Below are 22,909 nucleotides of genomic sequence, written 5' to 3'. Positions count from 1 at the left end.
AACTGGCCACCCTGTGGCCAGTTTGACGGGGAATCAGAAACGATAACCCGCAGAGAACATAAACACCCACGGATCCAGGCGAGTGCTGATACTTTGCTGCTGGCCGCCCGCCTTGAAGCGTACGTCCGTATCAATATCCATATACCAGACCGAGGCGTTGATCAGCCAGTCGCGGTTAATCAGATAATCCAGGCCAACCTGCCCCGCCATGCCCCACGAATCTTTCAGGCTGAGATCCGTCAGACCCGCCTCTTTACCGGTATCGTTGAATTTCTCATCAAAGAAGGTGGTGTAGTTCACACCGGCGCCAATATAAGGACGCACCTTGCTGCTTGAGTCACCGAAGTACCACTGCGCCATCAGCGTTGGCGGTAAATGGTGAACCGTGGCGATATCACCGGTTGGCCCGAGGCCCACGCGATGACGGAACGGCGTTGCGGCCAGAAGCTCAACGCCCACGTTATCCGTCGCCATATAGGTGAAAGTTAAACCTAACTGGGTGTTATTACTGACGTTAAAACCGCCCATTCCCAGCACGTTATCCGAACCTTCAGTTGGGCGAGCCGTAGCCGAACCGGCACGAATAAAGAATTCGCCTGCTTCATGCGCATACGCGCCGCCAGAGAGACTGCTTAATACAAGGGCTGCCACCGCTAATTTTTTCATATCCGCTCCATCGTTGTGGTTTTAATCGCGGATGAGAATATACTCACAAAAGAGTAATAAGTGATCTGCCACAGATCACATTAAAACCAGTAACTTAACATTCATTGATCTGGATTAATTTTTTGTTACGCACTCAAAACCAATAAGTTGTTTCCATGTCAATTTTTGGCATTTAGCGGTTACAAAATTTTCCCTTTTCCCCCTCTTGCTCTTCCTCTGGCGGCTGGATAATTTATCGCTCTCACAAATTGATTTGATGCGTTCTTCTTTTGCAGGTGTGCCATGAGTGATATCAACCCGTGCATGACGTGCGGAGCCTGTTGTGCGTATTTTCGAGTCTCTTTCTACTGGGCCGAAGCCAGCGATGGCGGTGGTACCGTTCCGGTTCATCTTACCGAGCCGTTAACCCCCTTTTTGCGCTGCATGAGCGGCACGAACCAAAAGCAGGCCCGCTGTGTGGCGCTACAGGGTGAGCCTGGGGTCTCGACCCGATGTTCCATCTATGAGGATCGCCCCAGCCCGTGCCGGGAATTTGCCATGTCGGGGGAGGATGGCCAGGTCAATGAAGCCTGTAACCGCGCCCGCGCGCGGGTTGGATTACCGCCGCTTTACAAAGATATGCTTTTCCATACAAGCCTTGATGCTGCCACAGCAGGTGCATCCGGTGTACAATTGCCGGCTAATTAACACCTGCAATACTCAAGGAGAGTGCATGTCTATCACGGCGAAGTCTGTCTACCGTGACACGGGAAACTTTTTCCGCAATCAGTTCATTACCTTTTTACTGATCGCGTTGCTTTGCGCCTTTATCACGGTGGTGCTGGGCCATGCCTTCTCACCGAGTGAAGAACAGATTGCCAGCCTGAGCCAGGGCGACCATCTTGCGGGTAGCGTGGGGTTGTTTGAGCTGGTGCAAAATATGACGCCAGAGCAGCAGCAAATCCTGCTGCGCGCCTCTGCCGCGTCCACGTTCTCAGGCCTGATTGGTAATGCAATTCTGGCGGGCGGCGTTTTACTGATGATTCAGCTGGTATCGGCGGGTCACCGCGTCAGCGCCTTACGCGCGATTGGTGCGAGTGCACCGGTCTTACCTAAGCTGTTTATCCTGATCTTTTTAACCACGATGCTGGTGCAAATGGGGATTATGCTGGTCGTGGTGCCGGGCGTTTTACTGGCTATCGTGCTCGCATTTGCGCCGGTGATGGTTGTGCAGGATAAGATGGGGATTTTTACCGCGATGCGCAGCAGCATCAGACTGGCATGGGCTAATATGCGTCTGGTGGCGCCCGCCGTGATCGGCTGGCTGCTGGCCAAAACGCTCCTGTTATTGTTTGCGCCGAATTTTGCGGTATTAACGCCTAACGTCGGCGCCGTGGTGGCGAATACGCTGAGCAACCTCATTTCAGCGGTACTGCTCGTCTATCTGTTCCGCCTGTACATGTTAATTCGTCAGTAATCCCGAGGCGGGGGGCATCTCTGTCTCCCGCCCCGCTCAGAAGATGGAATCACAGAATGAAGCAGTTTCTTGATTTTTTACCGCTCGCGGTGTTTTTCGCTGTCTATAAGTTGTACGACATTTTTGCTGCAACAAAAGCGTTAATCGTTGTGACCGCCGTTGTGCTGATCTACAGCTGGATTCGCTATCGCAAAGTCGAAAAAATGGCGCTTATCACGTTCGTTTTAGTAGCGGTGTTCGGTGGATTGACCATCGCCTTGCATGATGTTGAATTTATTAAGTGGAAGGTGACTGTTATTTATGCGTTGTTTGCAGCAGCGCTGTTGTTCAGTCAATGGTTCATGAAAAAGCCCCTGATCCAGAGCATGTTAGGTAAAGAACTAACGCTTCCGCAGGTGGTCTGGTCGCGTCTGAATACCGCCTGGGCAATCTTCTTTATTCTTTGCGGTCTCGCTAACATCTATATTGCCTTCTGGCTGCCGCAGGATATCTGGGTCAACTTTAAGGTCTTTGGCCTGACCGCGCTGACGCTTATCTTCACGCTGTTAAGCGGCGTATACATTTATCGCCATATGCCCCAGGACGACAACCACTGATTACTGACTGACCAGAACGTCAACGACGGGCGTTCTGGTCTATTCTCTCCGCACGCGAATCATAGTAGCATCCCGCCTGAAGTCTTCCGTTACGAGTTAAAACAATGACAACAACTAACGCCCCTCAGGGCGAACTGGTTTTACGCACACTGGCAATGCCCGCTGACACCAATGCCAATGGCGATATTTTTGGCGGCTGGCTGATGTCGCAGATGGATATGGGCGGCGCAATTCTGGCAAAAGAGATTGCCCACGGGCGCGTGGTCACCGTGAGAGTGGACGGCATGACCTTCCTGCGCCCGGTTGCGGTGGGTGATGTGGTTTGCTGCTACGCGCGCTGCGTGAAGCGCGGTAATACCTCCATTTCCATCAACATCGAAGTCTGGGTGAAGAAAGTCTCTTCTGAGCCGATTGGGCAACGCTATAAGGCCACTGAAGCGCTGTTTATTTATGTCGCCGTGGACAGCGAGGGCAAACCTCGTCAACTTCCACAGGCCTGATCGACAGGCAAAAAAAAGCCTCCTTTCGGAGGCTTTTTTTATTCCATCTGCGCCCCGCCGTTCAGGCGGAAAACAATATTGACGATCAATCCGCTACCCGGCTTGCCTGGCTCATAGCGCCATCTGCGCATGGCAGATTTCACTTCGCGCTCAAACATATTAGAAGGTTGCGCAGACAAGATTTCCACATTATCCACGCGGCCATCCGCAGTTACGTCAAATTTCACCCGTACGCGCCCTTCAATACGCAAGGCCTGAGCTCGCGCCGGATACTGAGGCTGATTGCGGCTTACGGCGCGCGGGCCCGCTGGCGCGGTTACGGTTGGCTTTGACGTCGTTGCCGTATTGTTCATCACCGGACGTGAAGGCGCTGCATTTTCGACCGGCTGGGTCGCGCGCGGTTCAACCGGACGTTCCTCGCGTTTCGGACGCTCCTCGACCTTCTTGACCGGCTTTGGCTTTGGCTTAGGTTTTGGCTTTGGTTCAGGTTTGTGGATCACCACCGGGGCTTCCTTTGGCGGCTCCGGAACGGGCTCGGGTTCTGGCTCCGGTTCAGCCACCGGCTGTGGCGGCGGAGGGGCAACCTGCGGCGGTTCAAGATCCGCTGGCGAGACCATCGTCACCGAAATCGGCTGCGCGGGCGCGGGCATTTCAATAACCTGATGAACCGAGGTATACAGCAGACCCGCCACAACGGCACCGTGAATCACGACAGAAAGCAGCGTCGGCCAGGGAAAGCGGCGAGGTAAATCAAGGGTCATCGAAGTCATAGTCATCAACGTTAAAAAACCGAACCCTGATTTTAAATGCAAATAGCAATCATATTCAATAAGACACTTTGCTCTGGCGCAATTTTAGCGCCCGAGAGGCCAAAAAAGGCGCATACAGATCAGGGTATTAACATTGTTTTTATTTTACATTGCAGTCGTTTGCCCTTTCACATAACGTAACTGACACTTTTACCGGTTAAGGAGCTTCGCCGTGTTTTACGTGATTTACTCTGAAGATGTTGCTGATTCGCTCGAAAAACGCCAGTCTGTGCGCCCTGCGCATCTGGCACGTTTGCAGTTGCTTCAGGATGAAGGCCGATTACTGACCGCTGGCCCCATGCCTGCAGTAGACAGCAACGATCCGGGTGCTGCCGGTTTCTCCGGCTCCACGGTCATTGCTGAGTTTGAATCCCAGGAAGCCGCTCAGGCCTGGGCTGACGCAGACCCGTACGTTGCAGCGGGCGTGTATGCAAAAGTGACGGTCAGACCGTACAAGAAAGTGTTCTGATACCAAAGCGGCTCCGAAAGGAGCCTTTTTTAGGCGCGATTACGCCCCTCTGTACCGGGTAAACTGCTGCTCTGTAATAAGGCTTCCCCACTGTTCGCCTTCCCACTCTTTTACCAGCGTAAACCCATACGACTCGTACAGACGCCTGGCGGCGGTCAGCTTATTGAACGTCCAGAGGTGCACAGCTGAAAAACCGGCGCTGTCGCAAAACCGCATCGCTTCATTCAGCAGTTTTTTCCCTACGCCGTGCCCCCGGCAGCCATCATCAAGAATAAACCAGCGAAGATGGGCTTCACCCGGCGCCAGATCCTCGCCATCGATCGCTACCGAGCCGACAATTTTGTCGTTGAGCACTGCCAGCCAAATCTGGTTACAGGGCTTCTCCAGTCTTTCACTAAACTCAGCCAGCCCCGAAGCCACTTTGGCCTCGAAGAAGCGACCAAAATTATGCTCCCGCGAATAATAACTGCCATGCATCTCCGCGATACGGCCAATCATGCCCGGGATATACCCCTGCACTATCTTCAGCTCATCGGGCTGCATATCGTTGCCCGCCTCGCGGCATGCCAGCAGCGCGTTGGCATAAAGGGAGAGCCCCTCAGAAATGGTCTGCTGCTGGGCAGGAGCAAGACGTTTTATTGCTGTGACCACGCGCTCATTGCTGAAGGTATTAATTTTGCTGACCGTCTCGTGACCTTTCGCGGTCAGCCTGAGGCTCTTTGCTCTCGCATCCTCGGTAGAAATGACCTCCTCGAGTTCGCCTGCGGCAATCAGGCGAGCCAGCATCCGACTGACGCTGGACTTTTCCAGGCCCAGCAGCTGTACCAGCTGACTCGCCGTCATCTCTTTTCGTAGGGCAATTTCGACCAGAGTATGGACGGCCGAAGGCGAGTAATTCGTTGAGGCCAGGGTAGAACCCATAAAACCTAACTCTCGCACCATCAGGCGCGAGGAACGTCGAATAACACTGACTACCGGGGTTTCGCTGTGCATGTTATGTCCTCACCATTTAGTTGTACTATACAACCAAATGGTGAGGGAGTGTCAAACACAATGAAAAAAGGCTCCCTCCGGAGCCTTTTTAAACGCTTCAACCAAATGAAATAAAAGGATTTATTTCATGCCACGTCCACTCATTGACCACATCGATACTTAAAGCCCCGCAAACGCGGGGCTTCTTATTGCGAATAATTAATAAGTTAATATAATAGTATCAGCAATCGTCTAATAAACCTGGAAGATACTTATTTATAAGGGCTAAGTGCTGTGTTATGCGTGATCCAATCAATGTCCCAGGGATATTACCTTTTTCTTTTTTATATTCAATTGTTATAGCAGAAAGTTTAGGTCTCTCTATTTTTGGTTTAATACACAACTTATTTAAATCAAACGAACTAAATTTAAAAATAGCACCACCACTGAAGCCTTGCGGTGTCGGAGAAAGAGTAAAAATGCCATTTTTAAGAAGATTTTTTTCGTATGCCAAAGAGAGATGCCATTCTCTATCAATACCTAACAACTCATAGTCTTCTTTGAGCAACTCCCTAGAGCCAAAACTTTCACGTTTACAATTGATAGTGCTGTTACGTAACTTAGAATTTTTTGAATAAAATCCACTAACTATATACGAGTGGTCGAAACTGTCCGAGACCGTTCTATCAAGATCATCATAGTTTAAAGCAAGTTTTTTTATGTTATCGCTTATCGAATCTTGTATATGAAATACTGATGAATCGTAAGGATCATCATTATGCGTTCCAGATACCCCCCTTGCTGTACTGAACCTATCACCTTTAAACGTCGTTACCCTCTCTTCACCTTCACACGACATTAATAACTCATGTTCACCTATAGCATCAAATACATGCGATGCAGAAAACACGAAGTACTCACCTTTTATATTAACAAATACACCACTTCCAATTTGCTCAGGCCGACTTTCATGTTTCAATGGAAACAGAATTGCATTAACAGATTTTTCAATCTGAAGTGTATTATCCAAACATATTGCAAAATGTGTTTGGATGCGCCCTATTACTTTCTTTGTAAGCGGATTTTTGAGATCTATTTTTTCTTTCATAACACTTCCCATTTAGTAAACACAAAGCATAATAAAATTGCTCACTTAAGTATATTTTGTTGATTGTATGGATGCGATAAATACAATGCCAATATTTTAACAGTTAATTACATTAACACAATTTATCACCACAGAAAACTATTGATTTTATTTAAAATAAATCAGGCGTATTGGGGATAATTAATTTGAGTTAAGTCTGTTTTGCATTTTACGGTATTAAATTATACCGCAAGTGCAAACTAATTATTATCAAAAACCCGCATCTGCGGGTTTTATGAAGAGTCACATCCATTGAATCTGTTGCTGTCCTGACCTAGACGGGTGCGGTGCTGCTGGTACTACCACCCCCGGCGATACGATAAAGCGCTCGACCGTTTCGGTGGTCACAAATGTCGCGCTGCAGTTGATGTTTGTGCACTGGTGATAGCGCTCTTTGGTCGTGTCGGTAAAATAGCGACTTGTGCGGGCGTGAGCGGCAAAATGGCATTTTGGACAGTGAAACATGGTGAGCACCTCATTTAATTTCCGATGCGCTAATTTTACTCAATTTATCCTTATATAACAAATACATAAAAACAAATCACTGCGTTAATTCTTCGCTTTCGTACTCCACATCCGAAACCTTAACCTCAAGCTCTAAGCCCGTCGTGTAGCCGTTGCTGTTGAGGTTATGCACCACCCGGCTGATTATCCACGCCTGCTCGTCTATGACGCGCTTAAACCCTTTCACCACGATTGGCGTTTCAGGAAATAAATCTGCCCGGCCAATCGCCAGCGTGATTGAAAACTCCGCGACACCTCGCTGCTGCTTGTCCCACTTCGCCTGAGCGGCGCGCATGGCCTGCGCCTTTGTCGCGTAAATGGTCGTAAGCTCCAGCACGTTGTCAGCTTCACCGGCCATATACTCACCCTCTCGCGCTTCCTGCTCTTTTTTAGCTTTGGCCTTTGCTGTGGCTTTGGCCGCTTTCGGGTGCTGCAATGCGCGGAGGTGTTGCTCTTTCGGTTTACGCTTGAGCTTCACCTTTTGCTTTTGCGGCTTCGGGTCTTTGGTGTGCAGCCATTTTGCCGTCACGCCGGTATAGGCTTCCCGGTCAGCAATGGCAAACTGATGACGATCACCGTCGCCTCGCTCAAGCGTCATCTGAGGAATGGGCTTCCCGCTGGCCGTCTTACCGCTTCCGGCTTTCAGGAATAATAATTTCCCCGCTTTTACCGAAACCGCCGCCCCGTTCCGGTCAGCCAGACGGGACAGAAACACCGCGTCGGATTCCTGCGACTGGTCAATGTGAGGTACGGCGACGGCTTTCAGCGCGTCGGCCACGCTGGCCGTCAGCTTATTGCGTGACGCAATCGTCTCCACAATTTGCCCGAGCGTGGTGTCATGCCATGACTGTTCCCGGCGAGAGTTCAGCGTCCCGCGAAAATCGGCGCTGCGCCCCCGGATGGTCAGCGTATCAGGTGCGCCCCTGTGCTCGATTTCATCGACCGTGAACGTCCCTTTTTTTATCAGCGCGGAACCCTGCCAGCCTAACCATAGCGTCAACGTTGCGCCACGCGGTGGCAAAGCTATCTGGCCGTCAGTGTCATCAAGCTCGATATCGAGCTGGTCGGCCTCGAATCCGCGATTATCGGTCATGGTCAGACTGATAAGACGGTCACTAAAATCCTGCGTGATATCATCGTTATCCAGCTTGAGCATAAACGCCGGGGCAATCTTCGCCCCGGCCTGAATATCCATTCCTGTAATCATCCTGCCAGCCCTCCCAGCCAGTCACCGGCAGACGTGACCAGATTGTCGGCCTGCGTTTTCAGGTCGCCATAAATGGCCGCCAGCGATTTATCGACCCGCTTAAGAGAAAGGCTAAACTCGATTTTTCTCGCCGCTCCGTCGCTGAATAACTCGGTGTGCGTATGCGTCACTTTGTCGATGACATACATGCCGTGGATCATGCCCGTTCCGTCAATCAGCGGCCACGCGCGCCCCTCGTCTGCCATCAGCTCGATGGCAGTCAGTGACAGACGTCCGCCGGTAATTTCGGGATAGAGCACGCCCGACAGCGTGCGCGTGGTTTCCCCTTCCCCGAGATACTGGTAAGCCGGTGGCTTGCCGATACGGCCGTTTGACGCCCAGCGGTAATCCTTCGAATACTGCATGGACTGATAGGGCAGCGTGCGGCGCTCAAACACAAACAAACCTAAAACCATTAACATGCTTTATCTCCCTCAGTCATGGCGCATACTTGAGCGCTGACGCGCACGGTTTTCACGGTCGAATTTATCGACAGCCTCGCGGAGTTGCCGGTCAAGGTCGCTGCCCGGCGCGATGCCACCATTCAGATTAATGTTGTATTCAGGCTTGCTCTGGTCGACGTAAGTCTTACCCGTGGGTGCCGTTACCGGCTGATATGCTTGATAACCGCCATATGCTGAGGTTGCCGGAATATAAGACCCATTTTGCGAGCCGGTGGCGGCACTGGCTTTAGCGGCCTTCTGGTCAAGGTCGCTCGATTCTTTATTGATAACCCCGAGTTTTTCCAGCAGCCAGTTAACGCCGGCGCGCAATGTATTAAAGCTTTTGAGCGGTAACATCAACGCTTCAGCCAGCATCTTACCGAACATCACACCCGCATTTTTGCAGCTGTCGAGCGTCTCCTGCGTCGACTTAACCGGTGCGATCAGGTCTTTAAACCACTGCCACGCCGCTTTCAGTTTGTCACCCAGCCAGTCAAAAACCGGCTTTAACGGTTCGAATAGTTCCACTACAGGGGCAAAAGCCTGCTTTAACCCCTCCATTACGCCTGAGAAAAACGCACTTATTGGCTCCCAGTATTTGCGGATAAGCAGCGCACCTGCGACGATGGCAACGCCAATAGCCACTATCGGCCACGTAAGCGCCCCGAGCACGGTCATGATGGCGCCGCCCACCACAGAGAAAACCGTCCCGAGCAGCGACGCACCGGCAATCAAAATATTAATGCCGGTAATAACCGGCCAGGCGACCAGACCAATTGCCCCGAGGATGCCAATAATTGCCAGTGCGCCGCCAGCTATGATGCCGATGGTCTGCGCCAGCCCCTGATTTTTCTGGATCCAGCCGTCGAGCTTTAACACATATTTCGTGGCTGTCTGGGTGAGCTTACGCAGTGCCCCCTCCTGCTGGTCAAACAGGTCAGTACCGACGGCCTCATAGGCTGACTGGAATTCTTTGAAGTCACCGCCGAGGTTGTCCTGCATGATTTTAACGAGCTCAGCGGTTTTCCCGTCCGAGGCTTTAAACGCCGCCGTGAGCTGGTCGAGTTTGCCGCTTGATGCCGCGGTCATCAGTACCGCCGCCGCGGAGCTGGCTTCCTCACCAAAGATGGTTTTCATGTACTCGCCTTTCTGGCTTGTTCCGAGATTGTTTTTCTCAAAACTGCGCTGCATTTCTTTCAGAATGGCGAATATCGGGCGCGTGTTGCCCTTGCTGTCAGACGTTTTAACGCCGAGCTCTTTGATGGCCTCGTATGCCTTACCGGTCGGAGCCTGCAGGCGACTCAGCACGGCACGGCTGCCCGTCCCCGCCATCGAGCCGGTGATTTTGGCGTCATGGAGCGCGCCGACCATTGCGGCGGTCTGCTCGATGCTGACCCCGGCATTTTTTGCCACCGGCGCAGCATACGTCAGTGCGTCGCTCAGCCCGTCAAAGTCAGCAGCCGTTTTGTTCATGGTCATCGACAGCACGTCGCCGATGTGTGCGATCTGGTCGTTTGACATCTGAAACGCGGATTTCATACCCGTCAGCAGCGCGGCGTTTTCTTCCATCGAGCGACGGTTAGACAGCGCCATATTCAGCGTGACCGGCGTCGCCGCCTGAATCGCTGCGGCGTCCCCGCCGCTTTTCGCAATGATAATCTGCGCGCTCGCCGCATCATCTGCAGACGCAGCGGTATTGTCCCCGAGCTGGCGCGCCTGTTTGCGCAGCGCCTCCATTTCGGGTGACTGTTTATCGACGCCGAGCACGGCCTGCAGCTCAGAGTTTTTCTGTGCAAACTCATAACCGGGCGTGAGTAATTTCACTCCGGCCATCGTTCCCGCCGTGGCAATACCGACTCCCGCCGCGCCTGCCGCAGCAGCGCCTCCGGCAAGGGATTTACCGGCCTGATAACGCTCTTTAACGCGACTCAGTCGCGCCTGCTGTTGACTGACCCGCGCCAGCGCCTCGCGCTGCCGGTTTAGCTGCGCGGTCGTCTCACTGATGCTGGTTTTCAGGCGGCGCTCATCCGCCGAGAGAGTACGGGTATTAATACCGGCCTGCGCGAGCTCGGTACGCTGGCGCTGTACCGACTGCCTGAGGCTGTTGTATTTGAGCTGCAGGTCAGCGGAGGATTTTTTTGCCGCCTCCATCGCGCGCGCCTGCGCGGTTGTAGGGTTCTGCGTATTTTTAAACTGAACTGCCAGCGCGGCGGCTTCCTGTTTGGCCTTGTTAAGCGACTGGCCGGTCACGGCAAGCTGTGCGCTCGCTTTCCTGAATCCGTCAATTCGGCCAGCCTGCGCATTCAGATCGCGCAGACTGTTTTGAGAAGTGCGGATATCGCCAGCAAGGGTCTTGCTGGCAGTCTGGATAGCTTTGAGCGGTCGGCTTGCCCGGTCGACTGCGTTCAGCAGTACCTCAAGTCTGACGTTATTGCTCATGGTGGTGTCCGCTTCGCTGCAGCGCCTTTTCGCGCCATGTGATGAGCTCGGTCACGCTCAGGGAATTCAGCTCTGATGGCGGCCAGTGAAATATCACCGCGATATCCGCCATCAGGTCATCGACCGAAAGGTTATCCGGGAAGGTCAGCGTGCCGAAGATGGCGACAAAAAACCGACCACCTTACCGGCGAACAAAATGAGGTCTGACGCTTCCAGACGCATAACCTCGGGCTCGGTCAGCGCCGGGTATGTCATGCGCGGCAGCACCTTAATCAGCGCGTCGACGTCAGAGTTTGCCAGCGAGGCCAGACTCACGCCGCGCAGAGTCCCGGCGTTGGGTTTGGACACGGTCACCTGTTCGATTTTTTGCTCACCGCGCATGATGGGATTATCGAGGATCACAATGTTCGGGTTTTCGGTTTCGGTGGTGGCGGTTTCGTTGATGTTTTCCATGATGTTGCTCTCTTTGAATGTGAGTAAGCGACCGGCCAGCCTGGCTGACCGGTTAACGGGTTACAGGCCAATCGCCCGGCGGTGCTCAGCGAGACGGTCGACGCCGTCGACCTTCATCACCATGTTGACGACGTCAATCTCGATGACCTCTTTGCCGTCGATCGTGAGCTGGTAGTACGAGCACTCGGTCGCGATTTTGGTCGTGCCGCTTTCACCCTGCTTGTTCTCGCCGCCGTCGTACTCCTTGTGACGGCCACGCATGACCACCTCAACGGCGGAAATTGCGCCGGTGTCATCGCGCTGGAAAGAGCCGGTGAAGCGCAGCGGCACGCTATCCGCACCCGGTGACGCGTACTGAGCCCACAGCTCAACGTCAGGCAAACCGCCCAGCGTCCACTCAAGCGACAGCGCGTCGTCGTCGAGGCCTAGGTCAATCGACACCGAGCCCGGCATCCCGCCGCCACGATATTTCTCAAGCTTGCGGGTCAGCTTTGGCAGGGTGACGGATTCCACGACGCCCATGTAGCTGAGACCGTCGTTAAACATGTTCAGGTATTTCAGTTTGCGTGGTAACGCCATGCTCTGAGCTCCTTAGCTGTTGACCGAGTCTGACAGGTCTGCCAGATAGGTATCGGTGATGCGCTGGCGCAGGGTCAGGTTTTCCAGCGGCGGGACGGGGGTGTAGTCGTAATCGATATACAGTTTCCCGGCTTTGAGGGTTTCCACGCTGTTTGACTCCGGGTCGTACCAGCAGGAGCCGTCAGCGATATAGCCGTTGTTTTTCAGCTCGCGGAATTTGGCATTGATACCGGCGACGATGTCGCGGATGAGCGTTGCAGAAACGGGCTTATCCATCGCCCACGCGTGCGCTTCCGCCATCGTGTCGGCCAACACCTGCGCCGTGCGGGTGTAGTTTTCAAACACGAATAATGGATCGTCCGAGCAGGTTCGGTTACCCCAGAATTTAAAGCCATCGTTGCGGATGAGCGTTGTCACCCCGGCCTGATTCAGCAGGTTGGCGTCGGTGGCCTGCTCCTGCAAATCCCATGAGACCGAGGCGCTGACGCCGGTGACGCCATTCACGCCGACGTTGGACAGCGTTTTGTGCCAGCCGGTATCCTGGTCGATTCTGGCGCGCAGGCCGAGCGCGCGGGCGGTCGCCCATGCAATATCGGTTTCGTTCGCCGTGGTGTCCCATGCCAGAAAATCAGGGTGAATGACCATGAGCTCGCGCTGGTTGAAGTTCTCACGGTATTTAATGGCGTCGGAAATGGTCTTGCAGCCCCACGCGCTCACATAGCCGAACGCGCGCAGGCTCTGGCAGGTCGACGCAAGCGCGGTCGCCACTTCCTGCGTATCCAGCCCCGGCACGCCGAGAATGCGCGGCTTAACACCGGTGACGGTTTTCGCTGTTAACAGCGCTTTCAGCCCGGTGTATTTGCCGTTTTCGTCGGTCGTGCCGATGATGTTGGAAATGGTTTCTTTCTGCGCCGCTTCCGGGTCTGACGGGTCGTCGACACCTTCGGGAACGCGCACCACCACAATGACCGGTTTGCACTGGTCGGCGATGGCCTGCAGGGATTTTGACAGCGTGCCTTTTTTACCGGCCTTACCGATCGCCGTTTGCACGCTGGTAATCAGCACCGGCTCGTTCAGGGGGAATGTCTTTGCGTCAGCATCGCTGGCCGTGCAGACCATGCCGATGATGGCCGTCGAGACGGTGGAAATGGTGCGCGTGCCATCATTAATCTCGATGACCTCGACGCCGTGATGATAGTCGCCCATCTGTTTAACTCCGTGGTTAGGGGTGCGACTATTTTCTGTTGTGTGTCGCGCAGGCGCGATGCAATGCCGTTGGTGGAGGGATAACACAACATACAAAAAAGCCCTCCGGGTGGAGGGCTTCGTTTATTCTGGTTTTTCCGGCCACTCAATATCCGGCGCCGTAGATGTGTCGATCGCGTTCAGCGCCTGAATGTATTTCATCCACGCAATCAGGCTGGCCTTGTCATCGTCTCTGATGATGCCGAGCTGCAGCTCAGTCTGCCACAGGCTGATAGCGCTTTGCGCCTCTGACAGCAGCGCGGATTTTTTCTGTTCAGCCTCCTTAACCTGACCGTTTTTCTGCGCGTCCTTATCCGTGACCCATTCGCCACCGTTCCAGCGGTCATAGGGGGTCGACGGTGCAATCGTAGTTACGCCGACGGCATAGTCACCGGGCGCGGTAATGTTGGCCGGCTGACCGGTTTCCGTGTCATAAACCGTCTCACCGCGATGGTCTGCGACATACTCCCACCCGTCAAGACTGGCCGCGCGACACACCGCGAAACCTTCTTTTTCTTCGACCGGTGCATCGGTGCAGGAATTAGCAGGAATCCCCACGCCCAGCGCCAGAAACTCGACAGTGGACGTCAGATATTCGCGGGTTTCACCGTCATAGTTATAAACCGTCATATCACCGGCTTTTGTGGTAATGCCCTGTTTGTTAAGTGTCGCTTTTGCCATTATGCCGCCCTCACGATGTAGTTAAATGCAATGTTGCGTGGGCGAGCGCCGAATGATGACCGTTGACCACCAATTGAAGAAATCAGCCCTGCGGTATTTATGTGTGACCATGACGGGCTGTTGTCGACAACGCTGTCGAAATCACTCAATGGGATATATGCGGTCCCATCTGAATGCCCCCCGATGAACATCCCAACTCCAGAGCCGACCTGAGCGGATAATAGCGCTCGTCCATTATCTATCCCGCGCCCGTCATCCCACCCTCGCAAAAACTCACTGCGCAAGTCAGGCAATTTACCGGATGGATAAGCGACAGCCAGCTTTGGATATTTCACTTTGTCAAAAACCGCGCCGTTGCATTTAAGCCAGCCCTCCGGCGGAGTTGCCTGTGGCCACGGCAGCGGAAAACCGACCGGAATATATTTATCAATATCCGCCGTTTTGAGGTATTGCGTGTGCGGGTCTGCAGCGGCGAGGTGTGCGGCCAGCAGATTATCGGCATAGGCTTTCACCTCGATAACCTTATCCTCGACATACTGGCGCGTTGCCAGCACCACCGACGGGTCGATTTTCAGGGTAATGGCCGACGTGCTCGACACAATCAGAATCATGCGAATGGTCTGCGTGCGGCCGCTTCCCTCCTGCAGCTGCGGCTTGTAGGTCTCCGGGCAGTTTGCCACGGCAATCAGAATCCCCTCATCGTCGTAGAGACCAATCTCGCGTATCCAGAAACCGCCCTCATTCTCGGGAATAATCTGTTCCGCGATAATCTGGCTGGTATTGGCCGGGTCAACGGTCAGCAGGTTTATCGGTGCGATGCGCTTCTGGTTAATGAGCTTCGTCTGCGCCGGGTCAGGGGTCGGCAAAGTACCATTCGCATCGCCGACGGCCATCTGCGTCAGGTTTAGTCTGGTTCCGAGTGCCGCCGCGTTCGCCAGCCGCGCCGCGCCCTGATTGGTCAGAATGGCAAGATATTTTGCGGTCATGCGTTCACTCTCAGGTTATCAATCAAATGGATGGCCGAGGCCGGGTAATATTCACCGCCGACGACAATTTCCTCGGGGGTGTAGGGGTAAACGGTGAGCGCGTCGCCGTCGTAGCATCCCGCGCCGACATATAGCTCACCGGTCGCACTCAGGCTGATAGCCAGCCCCGTCAGGTGGCGGCTTGCCGGTTTGGCGTCTTCAATCAGGCGCTCGAGCTCCTGATACATTTCATCAGTGATGCCGCTGTCGAGCACGCCGACAACGAGGCGGAAAGTGCCTAGCGCCTCGTTGAGCTGCCACCACTCGCGCACCTCAATCAGAAAGCCGAGCGGCTCAACCACCCGACGCAATGCGCTGATGGTGCCTTTGTGCTGATGGACGAAAAACGAAGATGCGCAGACGCTGCGCTTTGTCGCCTCCGGCCACTTCTCATCCCACCGGTCGACCGACAGCGCCCACGCCAGATACGGCAGCAGGTTTACCGGGCAGGTGCGCCAGTTCCACAGAGTGCGCAGCGTTACCGGCACGCGCTGAATCTCAGAGAGCGCGGCAGCGGCGGCAACCTCCAGCGGCGACGAGCCAACGGGTAACAGCCGGTCACTCATCCGAGCCCCCGATAGTTATCTGGTACTCGGTACAGTTCGACGCCTGCGACTTGCTCAGCACAATATCGGCCTGTGGTGATGCCAGCTCGACACGCTGTACCCCCTCAACATGCAGCACCGCGTAAATGGCTGACAGCCGGATATCACGCCCGAGGCGGTGCTGCGCGCTGATGTAGCTCTGAAGCCTCTGCTCTGATGCCTGCCTGATGGGCTCAGATTCGGGGCCGGGGTAAACGTAGATCGTCGCGTCAATCTGGTACGGCACAATCTCGGCTGACTGGACGGTCACACGGTCAGCCACCGGTCGCACATCTTCGGCGTTCAGTGCTTTTTCAACGACTGCCAGTAACTCAGGGCTCGCGGTGCCGTCACCCTCACGGGATAACACGGAAATCGTCACGCAGGCGGGCGACGGGCTTTCGACCGACACGTCGGCGACCCGTCCGTCAGCGCTTCGACCGTGATACTCATAGGCACCAACCGGACCCGCCACGCTTAATCCTTCAAAAGCTTGTTGTGTGCGCAGTCGCAGGTCAGCATCTGATTCCATAACGGCAGGCGTTGGCGGTATGGTGGTGTCATCTGCAGGGGTAATGGTCAGGCGTCCGGTATTATTGTTCCCGGCCACGACGTCAAGGTCGCGACCGGTTGAATACGCGAGCGTTACCGCCTGCGCGGCTTCGTTCACACGCTGACGCCAGATAACTTCACGATAGGCGTTTTCCTGCAGCAGCTTCACAATCGGCTCTGACTCAAGTGCCAGCGTCCGGGCGATAGCCTCCTGCTGATTTTCGGGATAAAGCGAAATTAGCGTCGCAATGCGTTCGGCAAGAATGGTTTCAAAGTCCAGTTCTTCCACCACATCGGGAACAGGTAACTGATTCAGGTCAACGGTTGCCATAGTGATTTAGCTCAGTGGAATGGTGATGGAAAATGGCTGGCCGCCGGTCGAGCGGGTGCCAGTGATGTCGACATACAGCCCGCCGTCGGTCTCCGACCGTTCAAAGGTAATGGTCGAGAGGTCTACGCGTGGCTCCCACTTCTGGATCGCGGAATAGCACGCGGCCATAATCTGCAGGCGCAGCGCCGGGGTCTGCGGCTGGTCAATCATCTGCGACAGGAGCGAGCCATATTCACGGCGCATGACGCGTGAGCCAACCGGCGTGACCAGAATGTCGCGCACGCTTTGCCGGATATGCTCAACCTCAGAGATACTGAGGCCGGTCCGGCTGTTCATTCCCAGATAACGCACCGTCATTGCGTCCCCTTAGTCCAGCTTCCGCCGCTCTGAACGTTGCCGTGTGCGTGGTTGTCCACCTGCACGCCGTTTGATTTCAGTGTCCCGCCGGTGTGCTCAATGTTCCCGGACATAGTCCCGCCTTTCTTTACTTCGAGCGTGCCGGTCGTCAGTTTGTTGGTGCAAACCACCTCCGGCGTATCAAGCGTGATACTGGTCGAGGCTTTCACCAGCACCACCGGCACGGTTGCCGTAATGGACTCAGACGCGATGATGTCAGCGGTTTTGATGCCTGACACGGTGAGCGCGCCGTTTTCGGGTTCGTACTCGATAACCGCCCCGTCAGGAAAGGACGCATGAAATGCATCAGGTGAGGCAGACGGCGCGGGATGGTCGTCAGAGAAAATGCCGGGCAGCACAAAGGCCGTGTCGAGCTCGCCGCCGATCGCCAGCAAAAGTACCTGCTCGCCAACGGACGGAGCCCACCATACGCGCGAGCGACCGGCGCGACAGGTTAGCCAGTTCAGCCAGGTGGTTTCCATGCCGCCAGTCTGGACACGACAAAGCCCCTCGTCGTGGTCGACCTCGGTCACGATGCCGGTGCGGATAAGGTTGCGGATCGCGCGTGTGATTTCCTGCAGAGAATTTAGATTATTCATGGAGAAAGGATGCCTCTGACAGCTAAATAACTCAAAGCCAAGCTCACGGCTAGTCCATGACACAACATTGAAATAATTTGTAATAAACACTTCCATCATGAAAATCAAAAGCATATATTATTCATGGGTAAACACCCTCACCTAAGCCAAATTAAATCCTTCAACCCAATCATTTAAAATGGAATTATTTATGACCACATGCATTATTTGCAGATTAGAAAAAGATAACATGTCAGATGAACATGTTATCCCTGACTCGCTTGGCGGTTACTATCACGTACACACAGTATGCAGAGATTGCAACTCTCTATTGGGAACAAAGGTAGACACTCATTTAATAAATAATAAATTTGGTGAGTTATATCGTAGCCGATACAATCTTAAGGGGAAAACCGGTGGCATTCCTAACCCATTAGGTGGAATCTTTACAAATGAAGAAGACCCAGAAATAAAGGCAACCTATAGGAGGAAAAAAGATGGGAGTTACGAACCTTATTTCATGCCGTATTCTAAACTCATAAAGGATAACGCAGGAAATGTTATTGGATTAACCATGTCATTAGATGAGTCTGATCTAGACCAGCAAGAATTAATTTTAAAAAAAATACTGGAGAGAAACAATCTAAAAGAATCTGATATTGTAAAGACAGACACAAAAAAAGTTGAAAATAATTCAGCATACAAATCAACATGGAGTATGAACTTTGAAAAAATGAAAATTGGAGCATTGAAGATCGCATATGAGTTCGCAGTTGACTCTATTAATGGATACTTCCATGATAAGACCGCAATAAAAATCTCTCAAATACTACTCCAAGGTGATATTGAAGCTGCAGCAAAATATGTAAATATTGGTGACGGACTAAATGAAGAAATCATTAAACCATTCGAACCATATATCGACATGGAAAGAAATAGACATCTTTTAATTCTTACAACCAACAATAATTCACTTTTTTGTCTAGTGCGAATCAATGGTGTTTACACCATTGGCATCACACTATCAAAGAAAAATTACTTAACCATCCAACAGTCAATTATTGGTATAAATGATGTTGAAAACAAAAGATTTGAAAAAGTAAAGTTTATTGACGGCCTAAATGCCATTCAAGGACCTATTACATTGAGTTTTTTATTTAAAGGAAAAAATATCACTGAATTTGAGCAAGGATTTGAGCCATTTGAGCACTCGATTGCCAACACTCCAAAAGATGTAATCCCCTTATATGACCAACATGAAACCTACATTACTCTATTACATGAGGTAATTGAAAAAACCGACCCATACAAAGACATACTTGCAAATGTTTGTAAGAAAGGCTCAACTTTTAAAGTTCCATTACCACGCTCTTACATAAAATATCACGTACTATCCAAGCACACAAATAAATACTATGAAATAGATGAGATTGAACTTAAACAAAATTGGATTGGTTTTTTATAAAGCCCTTCACACATCGTAATAAGCCCACTGAGATTAGTGACTGCGTTATAAAAGCAATCACTAATCTTAAATTCCATTATTTGACAAACACATATAGACTTCCTTCATAATCATCTTGATATCATAATCACTTACTCCAACTAACTGGCGAACTGGATAAGTTATAGTTTTACTATTTTTGTTTGGTGCGTCTTTTAACCCAAATTGATGCACCCGCGCAATCCGTTGTACCTTTCCGGTAAATTCCACCACAGCCGCATCATTGCGGCAACTGGCTTTCATGTAGCGGTTAGTACGCAACTTCGTAAACATCGTCCGTTTAATCCGCCCGCTTTTAGCCCTGAGAGGCTGACGCTTTCGCGCATGATAGGGGGAGCCGTCAGGGGCTTTTTGCAGTTTGATGCGTTGCTGTTGCGACTTGCGCAGCTCTTTTGCTATCTCCCCGGCCAACTTCCGGCGCGCTGCTGGTGACAGGGCAGCGATCAGACCATTGAGCCGGTCGTCAAAGGGCTTAAATTCACTCATCCCATTTACTCGCCAGCTCCCCATCAAGATAGAGCTCTTTTGGTGGGGTTACGGGCACCGGCAGCGGCGGCTCAGGGGCATAGCTCACGTGCAGCGCGCCGTTTTCCTCTTTGATGATAGTGCGCTCGGTGAGCTGCAGGCTGATGCTGATATCGACGCTGTCCCCGTCGTTCAAATCCATCTGGAAACGGTAGCCCTTTTTGCGGCCGTCATCGAGCGTGCAGATATCCGGCTGGTTTTCCCTGAGCCATGCGGCGACCGGCACGAAAATCAGGTCAGGGTCGCCCACAAAGTCACACACGATCACATTCAGGGTGTAAATTTTCTCATGCGACAGCGAGGCCGCGAGACGCGCATCGATATTCCCCTCATCGACAAAGATGCGCATCATTTCGGGGTTTGTTTCAAGCTGCGGTACGGCTTTAATCAGCGCTTCGCGCAGGCTGCGTGCTTTCTTCATCGAGTTTGTCCTGACAGTCTTTGACGGTTTCAACCTGCAGCGCGCAGGCGGCGAGCGCGTGCTCAAGCCTGCGAATATCGGCGCTCAAGTCGCCGTTAGTGGCCGGGTCGCTTCCCGGCATCGGGCAATAGCTCACCTTCGGGCAGGCGCTGTAAACAATGACCGGCGGAGGCGCAACCGGCGCGGGTGTGCAGCCTGCGCACAACATCAGGCAGCTCAGCGCTATACCAGCGGCGTAAGGTTTCATTCTCATTAATCAGCCTCGTAATGGTTTCTTCACGCCGCACGGCCATCGCACCGGCGGCCAGCAGTTCGCCGCGTAAACTGACCTGCGCGGTTTCATTTCGCCTGGCAATTCCCTGCGAAACGGAAAGCTGATTTTTCAGCATTCCGATCGCGGTTTTTTGTTCCGTGGCGACCCTGTTCGCCCGTTCAAACGAGCGAGTCAGGTTGCCGGTTTCATGACGCTGCCAGAGCACTACCGCAATCAGCGCGGCCAGTAAAAACAACATCAGTTTCATTCAGTCCCCCTGAGGCAGTAAGCACGCTCGCGCGCGCGGCGGTTTTCCAGCCCTTTGTTAATTTCGCCGTTCACGTAAACCCAGCGGGTAAGCTGGTCGCACGCCTGCGGCCACTGCTGGCGTTTGATAAACGAGACCAGCGTCGACCGGCAGGCCGCGCCGGTTCCCACATTGAATGAGAAACTGACCAGCGCGTCGTAAACCTGCGGCGGCATTTTCACCGGCGCGCATACGGCCAGACGTTTCTCGACGTTCAGCACATCCGCGACGAGATTCGCCGCCGCCTGCCGCTCGGTGATTTCCCCCTTTGGCACGACGCCTGCAGTGTGGCCGATGCCCGACGTCCACACTCCCGCGCTGCACTGGTAAGGCGTCAGGCGACAGCCTTCGAGGTCGGCAATCAGCGCCAGCCCCCCGGGCGAGGTGTTAAGCAGACGAAAGTCAGGCATCAGCGCTGCCAGCGCCAGCACGGAGGCCACACTGCACTTTTTAACGATTGATTTCACGAATAGCCCCTTTATCGAGTCCGAGGGACGTCAGATAGATATAGGTTTTGCGCTTAAACCAGTAGTTCGTCAGCGCGGTAAAAATGGCGCATCCGCCGCCCACGTAAAGCGCCATCTTTTCGGGGGACATTGCCCCGACATACGCCAGCCCCACGGCCAGCCAGTAGGCGATAAACGTGGTGATTTTTTCCATACTCAGTCCCATAGATTCACCGTTTCGGTTCTGGCCGCGCTCTCGGTCTCAGGCAGCTCAATTGCCGTGCCGTGCGGGAGGATGACGCCGAGCTCAGACAGGCCGGGATTTGCCTCTAAGACGGTTTCGACCACGCCCTCAGTGCGCCCGTAGTACCGGGCGCAAATCGCGTCGAGGGTGTCGCCCTGCAGCGCATATGCTTTCATCAGATTTGCCCCACAATGCAGCGCGCTTTGTCCTGGATGCGCGCCACAGACCAGCGCATATCCCGCCACATTTCATCGATAGTGCTGTCGATGCTGTCGGCTTTTTTGTCCCCTTTGGCGGTCGCATCCACGCCGCGAAAACGCTCATAAAGCGTGGCCGTCGTCATCGAGCACACGGCGTTGAAGTAGTGGAAAACGCGCACGCTCTCGCCGTCGAGCTTGTCCGTTGGGACATCCGCCAGCGTGGCATAACCGGCATCGAGCTGACTTTCGCGCCAGTCGCTCAGCTCCGCATTAGTCTCCGCAATGGCGGTCTTAATCGCCCGGCGCAGGCGCACGGGGGAAACGGTCTGCTCCAGTCGCATTTCTTCCCGCACGCGCTTCGGATCAACGTCAGGAAAAAACGGGGTGTTTTTGATTACCGGCTCGCTCACGCTCGGTGGCGGTATCACCACGCCCGGCACATCCTGCGGCTCTTTTTTTGGCTCAATAATCAGCGTCGTCATGACAACCTCGGGTAATGGGTGGGCGGTGGACGCCGGTCGCAGTCAGGGCAATTGATACCCGCATTGACCGGCGTGCCGCCCGGCTCGGGGAGCGCTCGGTTAACCTGCGGCTTTTGCCGCCTTTGGTGGACGCCCGCGCCGTGCCGCTGGTTTGGCGGCAGGCTTGCGCGTGCGCGGTTTAGTCGTTTTGGTTTTCGGTGCCGGTTCGGGTTTTGGCCTGAGCTGGCGCTCTAACTGCTCGATATCCTTTTTCACCCCGATAGTGCTTTCTAACTGGATCGCACGCTGCAGGTGCGCCAGCGCCTCGGGCAGTTGCTCCGCTTCACGCAGCACGTAGCCGGTGATTTTGTGCAGCTTCGCACGCACGATATCGGGCATATCCGCGCGTTCAGTCAGCGCGATAGTGTCGAGCAGGTTCGCCAGATTGACCGGCTGTTTTGCCGCCAGCAGGCGCTGCGCTGCGAGCGCGACCTCTTCGGCCAGCAGGCACGGCGTCGGACGGCGACCGACCGGCATGGTGAGGCCGTAGGTCATGGCGTAACGGGCAATTTCCAGCGCCCCGGCGATATCGTCAGCATCGAGACGCCAGAGCATCACCGTCATGACGATGTCATCCTGTGCGCCTTTGCCGTTTGCGAGGATGCCAGCGACCCACGGCAGGTAGAACGGCAGCAGCTCGCGCTTTTTCGCGGCTTTGCGCTCTTTGGAGCTGATTTGTTTGAGCGTGCGGTTGTCTGCGGCCAGCTTAACGAGCATCTGCTCATAGGCAGTTGCATTGCGCAGCGGGACGGCAGCCCGCTGCGCTGTTTCAGAGGCCGAGACCCGCATCATGTGACGCGCTGCGGGACTCGTCATG

General features: G+C 53.7%; 33 protein-coding genes. 6 read left to right on the top strand and 27 right to left on the bottom strand.

The features are described from left to right. Positions 1-33: 33 nt before the first annotated feature. Positions 34-666 carry an outer membrane protein OmpW gene (gene ompW / locus LLF79_RS04730; protein ID WP_008502800.1) on the bottom strand — a complete coding sequence of 211 codons (633 nt, stop codon included), beginning with the start codon at positions 664-666 and terminating at the stop codon, positions 34-36. A 282-nt stretch (positions 667-948) separates the two neighbouring features. On the opposite strand from ompW, the gene LLF79_RS04725 reads away from it, so the two are divergent. From LLF79_RS04725 to yciA, 4 genes are all read left to right on the top strand, one after another. Next, entirely contained in the window at positions 949-1,353 is a 405-nt protein-coding gene (locus LLF79_RS04725; protein WP_021240310.1) for a YkgJ family cysteine cluster protein, read from the top strand. Between the two features lie 25 nt (positions 1,354-1,378). Beyond that, positions 1,379-2,122: a YciC family protein gene (locus LLF79_RS04720; RefSeq protein ID WP_023292236.1), complete on the top strand. Its 744-nt coding sequence runs from the start codon at positions 1,379-1,381 to the stop codon at positions 2,120-2,122. A 56-nt stretch (positions 2,123-2,178) separates the two neighbouring features. Beyond that, positions 2,179-2,718 (top strand): septation protein A, encoded by a 540-nt coding sequence (locus LLF79_RS04715; protein WP_008502797.1) that lies wholly within the window; start codon positions 2,179-2,181, stop codon positions 2,716-2,718. Positions 2,719-2,822: 104 nt separating this feature from the next. Next, a complete protein-coding gene (gene yciA, locus LLF79_RS04710) occupies positions 2,823-3,218 on the top strand; it encodes an acyl-CoA thioester hydrolase YciA (protein ID WP_008502796.1) in 396 nt (131 codons plus the stop codon). Between the two features lie 38 nt (positions 3,219-3,256). On the opposite strand, the gene tonB is transcribed toward yciA, so the two are convergent. Further along, positions 3,257-3,979 carry a TonB system transport protein TonB gene (tonB, locus tag LLF79_RS04705; protein WP_023617069.1) on the bottom strand — a complete coding sequence of 241 codons (723 nt, stop codon included), beginning with the start codon at positions 3,977-3,979 and terminating at the stop codon, positions 3,257-3,259. A 220-nt stretch (positions 3,980-4,199) separates the two neighbouring features. Between tonB and LLF79_RS04700 the strand changes: the two genes are divergently transcribed. Then, the gene (locus LLF79_RS04700; RefSeq protein WP_008502794.1) at positions 4,200-4,496 is read left to right on the top strand and encodes a YciI family protein; all 297 of its coding nucleotides are present in this window, start codon (positions 4,200-4,202) and stop codon (positions 4,494-4,496) included. Positions 4,497-4,535: 39 nt separating this feature from the next. Here the strand turns inward: LLF79_RS04700 and LLF79_RS04695 are convergent, their stop codons facing one another. The 16 genes from LLF79_RS04695 to LLF79_RS04620 form a co-directional block, all read right to left on the bottom strand. Further along, complete coding sequence (locus tag LLF79_RS04695; protein WP_045417965.1) at positions 4,536-5,489, bottom strand: helix-turn-helix domain-containing GNAT family N-acetyltransferase; 954 nt, start codon at positions 5,487-5,489, stop codon at positions 4,536-4,538. A gap of 220 nt (positions 5,490-5,709) precedes the next feature. Beyond that, positions 5,710-6,576 carry a hypothetical protein gene (locus LLF79_RS04690; protein ID WP_227879150.1) on the bottom strand — a complete coding sequence of 289 codons (867 nt, stop codon included), beginning with the start codon at positions 6,574-6,576 and terminating at the stop codon, positions 5,710-5,712. A 282-nt stretch (positions 6,577-6,858) separates the two neighbouring features. Beyond that, a complete protein-coding gene (locus LLF79_RS04685) occupies positions 6,859-7,080 on the bottom strand; it encodes a DNA-binding transcriptional regulator (RefSeq protein WP_149323800.1) in 222 nt (73 codons plus the stop codon). 76 nt (positions 7,081-7,156) lie between these two features. Continuing rightward, positions 7,157-8,326: a phage late control D family protein gene (locus LLF79_RS04680; protein WP_227879149.1), complete on the bottom strand. Its 1,170-nt coding sequence runs from the start codon at positions 8,324-8,326 to the stop codon at positions 7,157-7,159. Next, positions 8,323-8,787 carry a phage tail protein gene (locus tag LLF79_RS04675; RefSeq protein ID WP_227879148.1) on the bottom strand — a complete coding sequence of 155 codons (465 nt, stop codon included), beginning with the start codon at positions 8,785-8,787 and terminating at the stop codon, positions 8,323-8,325. The genes LLF79_RS04680 and LLF79_RS04675 overlap by 4 nt, the downstream gene beginning before the upstream one ends. 12 nt (positions 8,788-8,799) lie before the next feature. Beyond that, positions 8,800-11,247, bottom strand: a complete 2,448-nt coding sequence (locus LLF79_RS04670) for a phage tail tape measure protein (protein WP_227879147.1) — start codon at positions 11,245-11,247, stop codon at positions 8,800-8,802. Further along, entirely contained in the window at positions 11,237-11,395 is a 159-nt protein-coding gene (locus tag LLF79_RS04665) for a GpE family phage tail protein (protein ID WP_240326290.1), read from the bottom strand. Before LLF79_RS04665 ends, LLF79_RS04670 begins: the two co-directional genes overlap by 11 nt. After that, on the bottom strand, positions 11,392-11,700 hold the full coding sequence (locus tag LLF79_RS04660) for a phage tail assembly protein (RefSeq protein ID WP_059290894.1): 309 nt from the start codon (positions 11,698-11,700) through the stop codon (positions 11,392-11,394). Before LLF79_RS04660 ends, LLF79_RS04665 begins: the two co-directional genes overlap by 4 nt. A 60-nt stretch (positions 11,701-11,760) precedes the next feature. Beyond that, positions 11,761-12,279, bottom strand: coding sequence for a phage major tail tube protein (locus LLF79_RS04655; RefSeq protein WP_023333115.1), 519 nt, complete (start codon positions 12,277-12,279; stop codon positions 11,761-11,763). 12 nt (positions 12,280-12,291) lie between these two features. Beyond that, the gene (locus tag LLF79_RS04650; protein ID WP_227879146.1) at positions 12,292-13,485 is read right to left on the bottom strand and encodes a phage tail sheath protein; all 1,194 of its coding nucleotides are present in this window, start codon (positions 13,483-13,485) and stop codon (positions 12,292-12,294) included. Between the two features lie 123 nt (positions 13,486-13,608). Beyond that, the gene (locus LLF79_RS04645; RefSeq protein ID WP_227879145.1) at positions 13,609-14,205 is read right to left on the bottom strand and encodes a tail fiber assembly protein; all 597 of its coding nucleotides are present in this window, start codon (positions 14,203-14,205) and stop codon (positions 13,609-13,611) included. Beyond that, complete coding sequence (locus tag LLF79_RS04640; RefSeq protein ID WP_032652199.1) at positions 14,205-15,191, bottom strand: phage tail protein; 987 nt, start codon at positions 15,189-15,191, stop codon at positions 14,205-14,207. The genes LLF79_RS04645 and LLF79_RS04640 overlap by 1 nt, the downstream gene beginning before the upstream one ends. Next, entirely contained in the window at positions 15,188-15,796 is a 609-nt protein-coding gene (locus tag LLF79_RS04635) for a phage tail protein I (protein WP_227879144.1), read from the bottom strand. Before LLF79_RS04635 ends, LLF79_RS04640 begins: the two co-directional genes overlap by 4 nt. Next, complete coding sequence (locus tag LLF79_RS04630) at positions 15,789-16,697, bottom strand: baseplate assembly protein (protein WP_032652203.1); 909 nt, start codon at positions 16,695-16,697, stop codon at positions 15,789-15,791. The genes LLF79_RS04635 and LLF79_RS04630 overlap by 8 nt, the downstream gene beginning before the upstream one ends. 6 nt (positions 16,698-16,703) lie before the next feature. Continuing rightward, entirely contained in the window at positions 16,704-17,054 is a 351-nt protein-coding gene (locus tag LLF79_RS04625; protein WP_000218498.1) for a GPW/gp25 family protein, read from the bottom strand. After that, positions 17,051-17,692 carry a phage baseplate assembly protein V gene (locus tag LLF79_RS04620; protein WP_032655471.1) on the bottom strand — a complete coding sequence of 214 codons (642 nt, stop codon included), beginning with the start codon at positions 17,690-17,692 and terminating at the stop codon, positions 17,051-17,053. The genes LLF79_RS04625 and LLF79_RS04620 overlap by 4 nt, the downstream gene beginning before the upstream one ends. A 190-nt stretch (positions 17,693-17,882) precedes the next feature. On the opposite strand from LLF79_RS04620, the gene LLF79_RS04615 reads away from it, so the two are divergent. After that, complete coding sequence (locus tag LLF79_RS04615; protein ID WP_032652209.1) at positions 17,883-19,136, top strand: HNH endonuclease; 1,254 nt, start codon at positions 17,883-17,885, stop codon at positions 19,134-19,136. Positions 19,137-19,202: 66 nt separating this feature from the next. Here the strand turns inward: LLF79_RS04615 and LLF79_RS04610 are convergent, their stop codons facing one another. From LLF79_RS04610 to LLF79_RS04570, 9 genes are all read right to left on the bottom strand, one after another. After that, positions 19,203-19,661: a phage virion morphogenesis protein gene (locus LLF79_RS04610; protein ID WP_032652212.1), complete on the bottom strand. Its 459-nt coding sequence runs from the start codon at positions 19,659-19,661 to the stop codon at positions 19,203-19,205. Beyond that, a complete protein-coding gene (locus LLF79_RS04605) occupies positions 19,654-20,121 on the bottom strand; it encodes a phage tail protein (RefSeq protein ID WP_227879143.1) in 468 nt (155 codons plus the stop codon). The genes LLF79_RS04610 and LLF79_RS04605 overlap by 8 nt, the downstream gene beginning before the upstream one ends. After that, a complete protein-coding gene (gene lysC / locus LLF79_RS04600; RefSeq protein WP_074166796.1) occupies positions 20,084-20,329 on the bottom strand; it encodes an Rz1-like lysis system protein LysC in 246 nt (81 codons plus the stop codon). The genes LLF79_RS04605 and lysC overlap by 38 nt, the downstream gene beginning before the upstream one ends. Next, positions 20,217-20,642: an Rz-like lysis system protein LysB gene (gene lysB / locus LLF79_RS04595; protein ID WP_032652216.1), complete on the bottom strand. Its 426-nt coding sequence runs from the start codon at positions 20,640-20,642 to the stop codon at positions 20,217-20,219. Before lysB ends, lysC begins: the two co-directional genes overlap by 113 nt. Beyond that, positions 20,639-21,148, bottom strand: a complete 510-nt coding sequence (locus tag LLF79_RS04590) for a lysozyme (protein ID WP_227879142.1) — start codon at positions 21,146-21,148, stop codon at positions 20,639-20,641. Before LLF79_RS04590 ends, lysB begins: the two co-directional genes overlap by 4 nt. Beyond that, positions 21,132-21,353, bottom strand: coding sequence for a hypothetical protein (locus LLF79_RS04585; RefSeq protein ID WP_032652221.1), 222 nt, complete (start codon positions 21,351-21,353; stop codon positions 21,132-21,134). Before LLF79_RS04585 ends, LLF79_RS04590 begins: the two co-directional genes overlap by 17 nt. Beyond that, a complete protein-coding gene (locus LLF79_RS04580; RefSeq protein WP_023209074.1) occupies positions 21,344-21,547 on the bottom strand; it encodes a tail protein X in 204 nt (67 codons plus the stop codon). The genes LLF79_RS04585 and LLF79_RS04580 overlap by 10 nt, the downstream gene beginning before the upstream one ends. Continuing rightward, a complete protein-coding gene (locus LLF79_RS04575) occupies positions 21,547-22,053 on the bottom strand; it encodes a head completion/stabilization protein (protein WP_047721322.1) in 507 nt (168 codons plus the stop codon). The genes LLF79_RS04580 and LLF79_RS04575 overlap by 1 nt, the downstream gene beginning before the upstream one ends. Positions 22,054-22,152: 99 nt before the next feature. Beyond that, positions 22,153-22,908 carry a terminase endonuclease subunit gene (locus tag LLF79_RS04570; protein ID WP_227879141.1) on the bottom strand — a complete coding sequence of 252 codons (756 nt, stop codon included), beginning with the start codon at positions 22,906-22,908 and terminating at the stop codon, positions 22,153-22,155. Position 22,909 lies beyond the last annotated feature (1 nt).

The organism is Enterobacter cloacae complex sp. 2021EL-01169, from assembly GCF_020733125.1.
GTDB lineage: Bacteria > Pseudomonadota > Gammaproteobacteria > Enterobacterales > Enterobacteriaceae > Enterobacter > Enterobacter roggenkampii.
The sequence above is the reverse complement of the archived record's forward strand: the minus strand, read 5'-3'. Positions and strand labels throughout refer to the sequence as shown.

Coding starts and splice junctions, on each gene's coding strand:
- LLF79_RS04685 (WP_149323800.1), bottom strand. CDS start 7,080: ATGTTTCACTGTCCAAAATGCCATTTTGCCGCTCACGCCCGCACAAGT.
- LLF79_RS04615 (WP_032652209.1), top strand. CDS start 17,883: ATGACCACATGCATTATTTGCAGATTAGAAAAAGATAACATGTCAGAT.
- LLF79_RS04680 (WP_227879149.1), bottom strand. CDS start 8,326: ATGATTACAGGAATGGATATTCAGGCCGGGGCGAAGATTGCCCCGGCG.
- LLF79_RS04575 (WP_047721322.1), bottom strand. CDS start 22,053: ATGACGACGCTGATTATTGAGCCAAAAAAAGAGCCGCAGGATGTGCCG.
- LLF79_RS04620 (WP_032655471.1), bottom strand. CDS start 17,692: ATGAATAATCTAAATTCTCTGCAGGAAATCACACGCGCGATCCGCAAC.
- LLF79_RS04695 (WP_045417965.1), bottom strand. CDS start 5,489: ATGCACAGCGAAACCCCGGTAGTCAGTGTTATTCGACGTTCCTCGCGC.
- LLF79_RS04645 (WP_227879145.1), bottom strand. CDS start 14,205: ATGGCAAAAGCGACACTTAACAAACAGGGCATTACCACAAAAGCCGGT.
- LLF79_RS04605 (WP_227879143.1), bottom strand. CDS start 20,121: ATGAAGAAAGCACGCAGCCTGCGCGAAGCGCTGATTAAAGCCGTACCG.
- LLF79_RS04675 (WP_227879148.1), bottom strand. CDS start 8,787: ATGTTAATGGTTTTAGGTTTGTTTGTGTTTGAGCGCCGCACGCTGCCC.
- LLF79_RS04715 (WP_008502797.1), top strand. CDS start 2,179: ATGAAGCAGTTTCTTGATTTTTTACCGCTCGCGGTGTTTTTCGCTGTC.
- LLF79_RS04610 (WP_032652212.1), bottom strand. CDS start 19,661: ATGAGTGAATTTAAGCCCTTTGACGACCGGCTCAATGGTCTGATCGCT.
- LLF79_RS04580 (WP_023209074.1), bottom strand. CDS start 21,547: ATGAAAGCATATGCGCTGCAGGGCGACACCCTCGACGCGATTTGCGCC.
- lysB (WP_032652216.1), bottom strand. CDS start 20,642: ATGAAACTGATGTTGTTTTTACTGGCCGCGCTGATTGCGGTAGTGCTC.
- LLF79_RS04570 (WP_227879141.1), bottom strand. CDS start 22,908: ATGACGAGTCCCGCAGCGCGTCACATGATGCGGGTCTCGGCCTCTGAA.
- tonB (WP_023617069.1), bottom strand. CDS start 3,979: ATGACCCTTGATTTACCTCGCCGCTTTCCCTGGCCGACGCTGCTTTCT.
- LLF79_RS04640 (WP_032652199.1), bottom strand. CDS start 15,191: ATGACCGCAAAATATCTTGCCATTCTGACCAATCAGGGCGCGGCGCGG.
- yciA (WP_008502796.1), top strand. CDS start 2,823: ATGACAACAACTAACGCCCCTCAGGGCGAACTGGTTTTACGCACACTG.
- LLF79_RS04655 (WP_023333115.1), bottom strand. CDS start 12,279: ATGGCGTTACCACGCAAACTGAAATACCTGAACATGTTTAACGACGGT.
- LLF79_RS04585 (WP_032652221.1), bottom strand. CDS start 21,353: ATGGGACTGAGTATGGAAAAAATCACCACGTTTATCGCCTACTGGCTG.
- ompW (WP_008502800.1), bottom strand. CDS start 666: ATGAAAAAATTAGCGGTGGCAGCCCTTGTATTAAGCAGTCTCTCTGGC.
- LLF79_RS04725 (WP_021240310.1), top strand. CDS start 949: ATGAGTGATATCAACCCGTGCATGACGTGCGGAGCCTGTTGTGCGTAT.
- lysC (WP_074166796.1), bottom strand. CDS start 20,329: ATGTTGTGCGCAGGCTGCACACCCGCGCCGGTTGCGCCTCCGCCGGTC.
- LLF79_RS04635 (WP_227879144.1), bottom strand. CDS start 15,796: ATGAGTGACCGGCTGTTACCCGTTGGCTCGTCGCCGCTGGAGGTTGCC.
- LLF79_RS04660 (WP_059290894.1), bottom strand. CDS start 11,700: ATGGAAAACATCAACGAAACCGCCACCACCGAAACCGAAAACCCGAAC.
- LLF79_RS04690 (WP_227879150.1), bottom strand. CDS start 6,576: ATGAAAGAAAAAATAGATCTCAAAAATCCGCTTACAAAGAAAGTAATA.
- LLF79_RS04625 (WP_000218498.1), bottom strand. CDS start 17,054: ATGACGGTGCGTTATCTGGGAATGAACAGCCGGACCGGCCTCAGTATC.
- LLF79_RS04720 (WP_023292236.1), top strand. CDS start 1,379: ATGTCTATCACGGCGAAGTCTGTCTACCGTGACACGGGAAACTTTTTC.
- LLF79_RS04630 (WP_032652203.1), bottom strand. CDS start 16,697: ATGGCAACCGTTGACCTGAATCAGTTACCTGTTCCCGATGTGGTGGAA.
- LLF79_RS04670 (WP_227879147.1), bottom strand. CDS start 11,247: ATGAGCAATAACGTCAGACTTGAGGTACTGCTGAACGCAGTCGACCGG.
- LLF79_RS04650 (WP_227879146.1), bottom strand. CDS start 13,485: ATGGGCGACTATCATCACGGCGTCGAGGTCATCGAGATTAATGATGGC.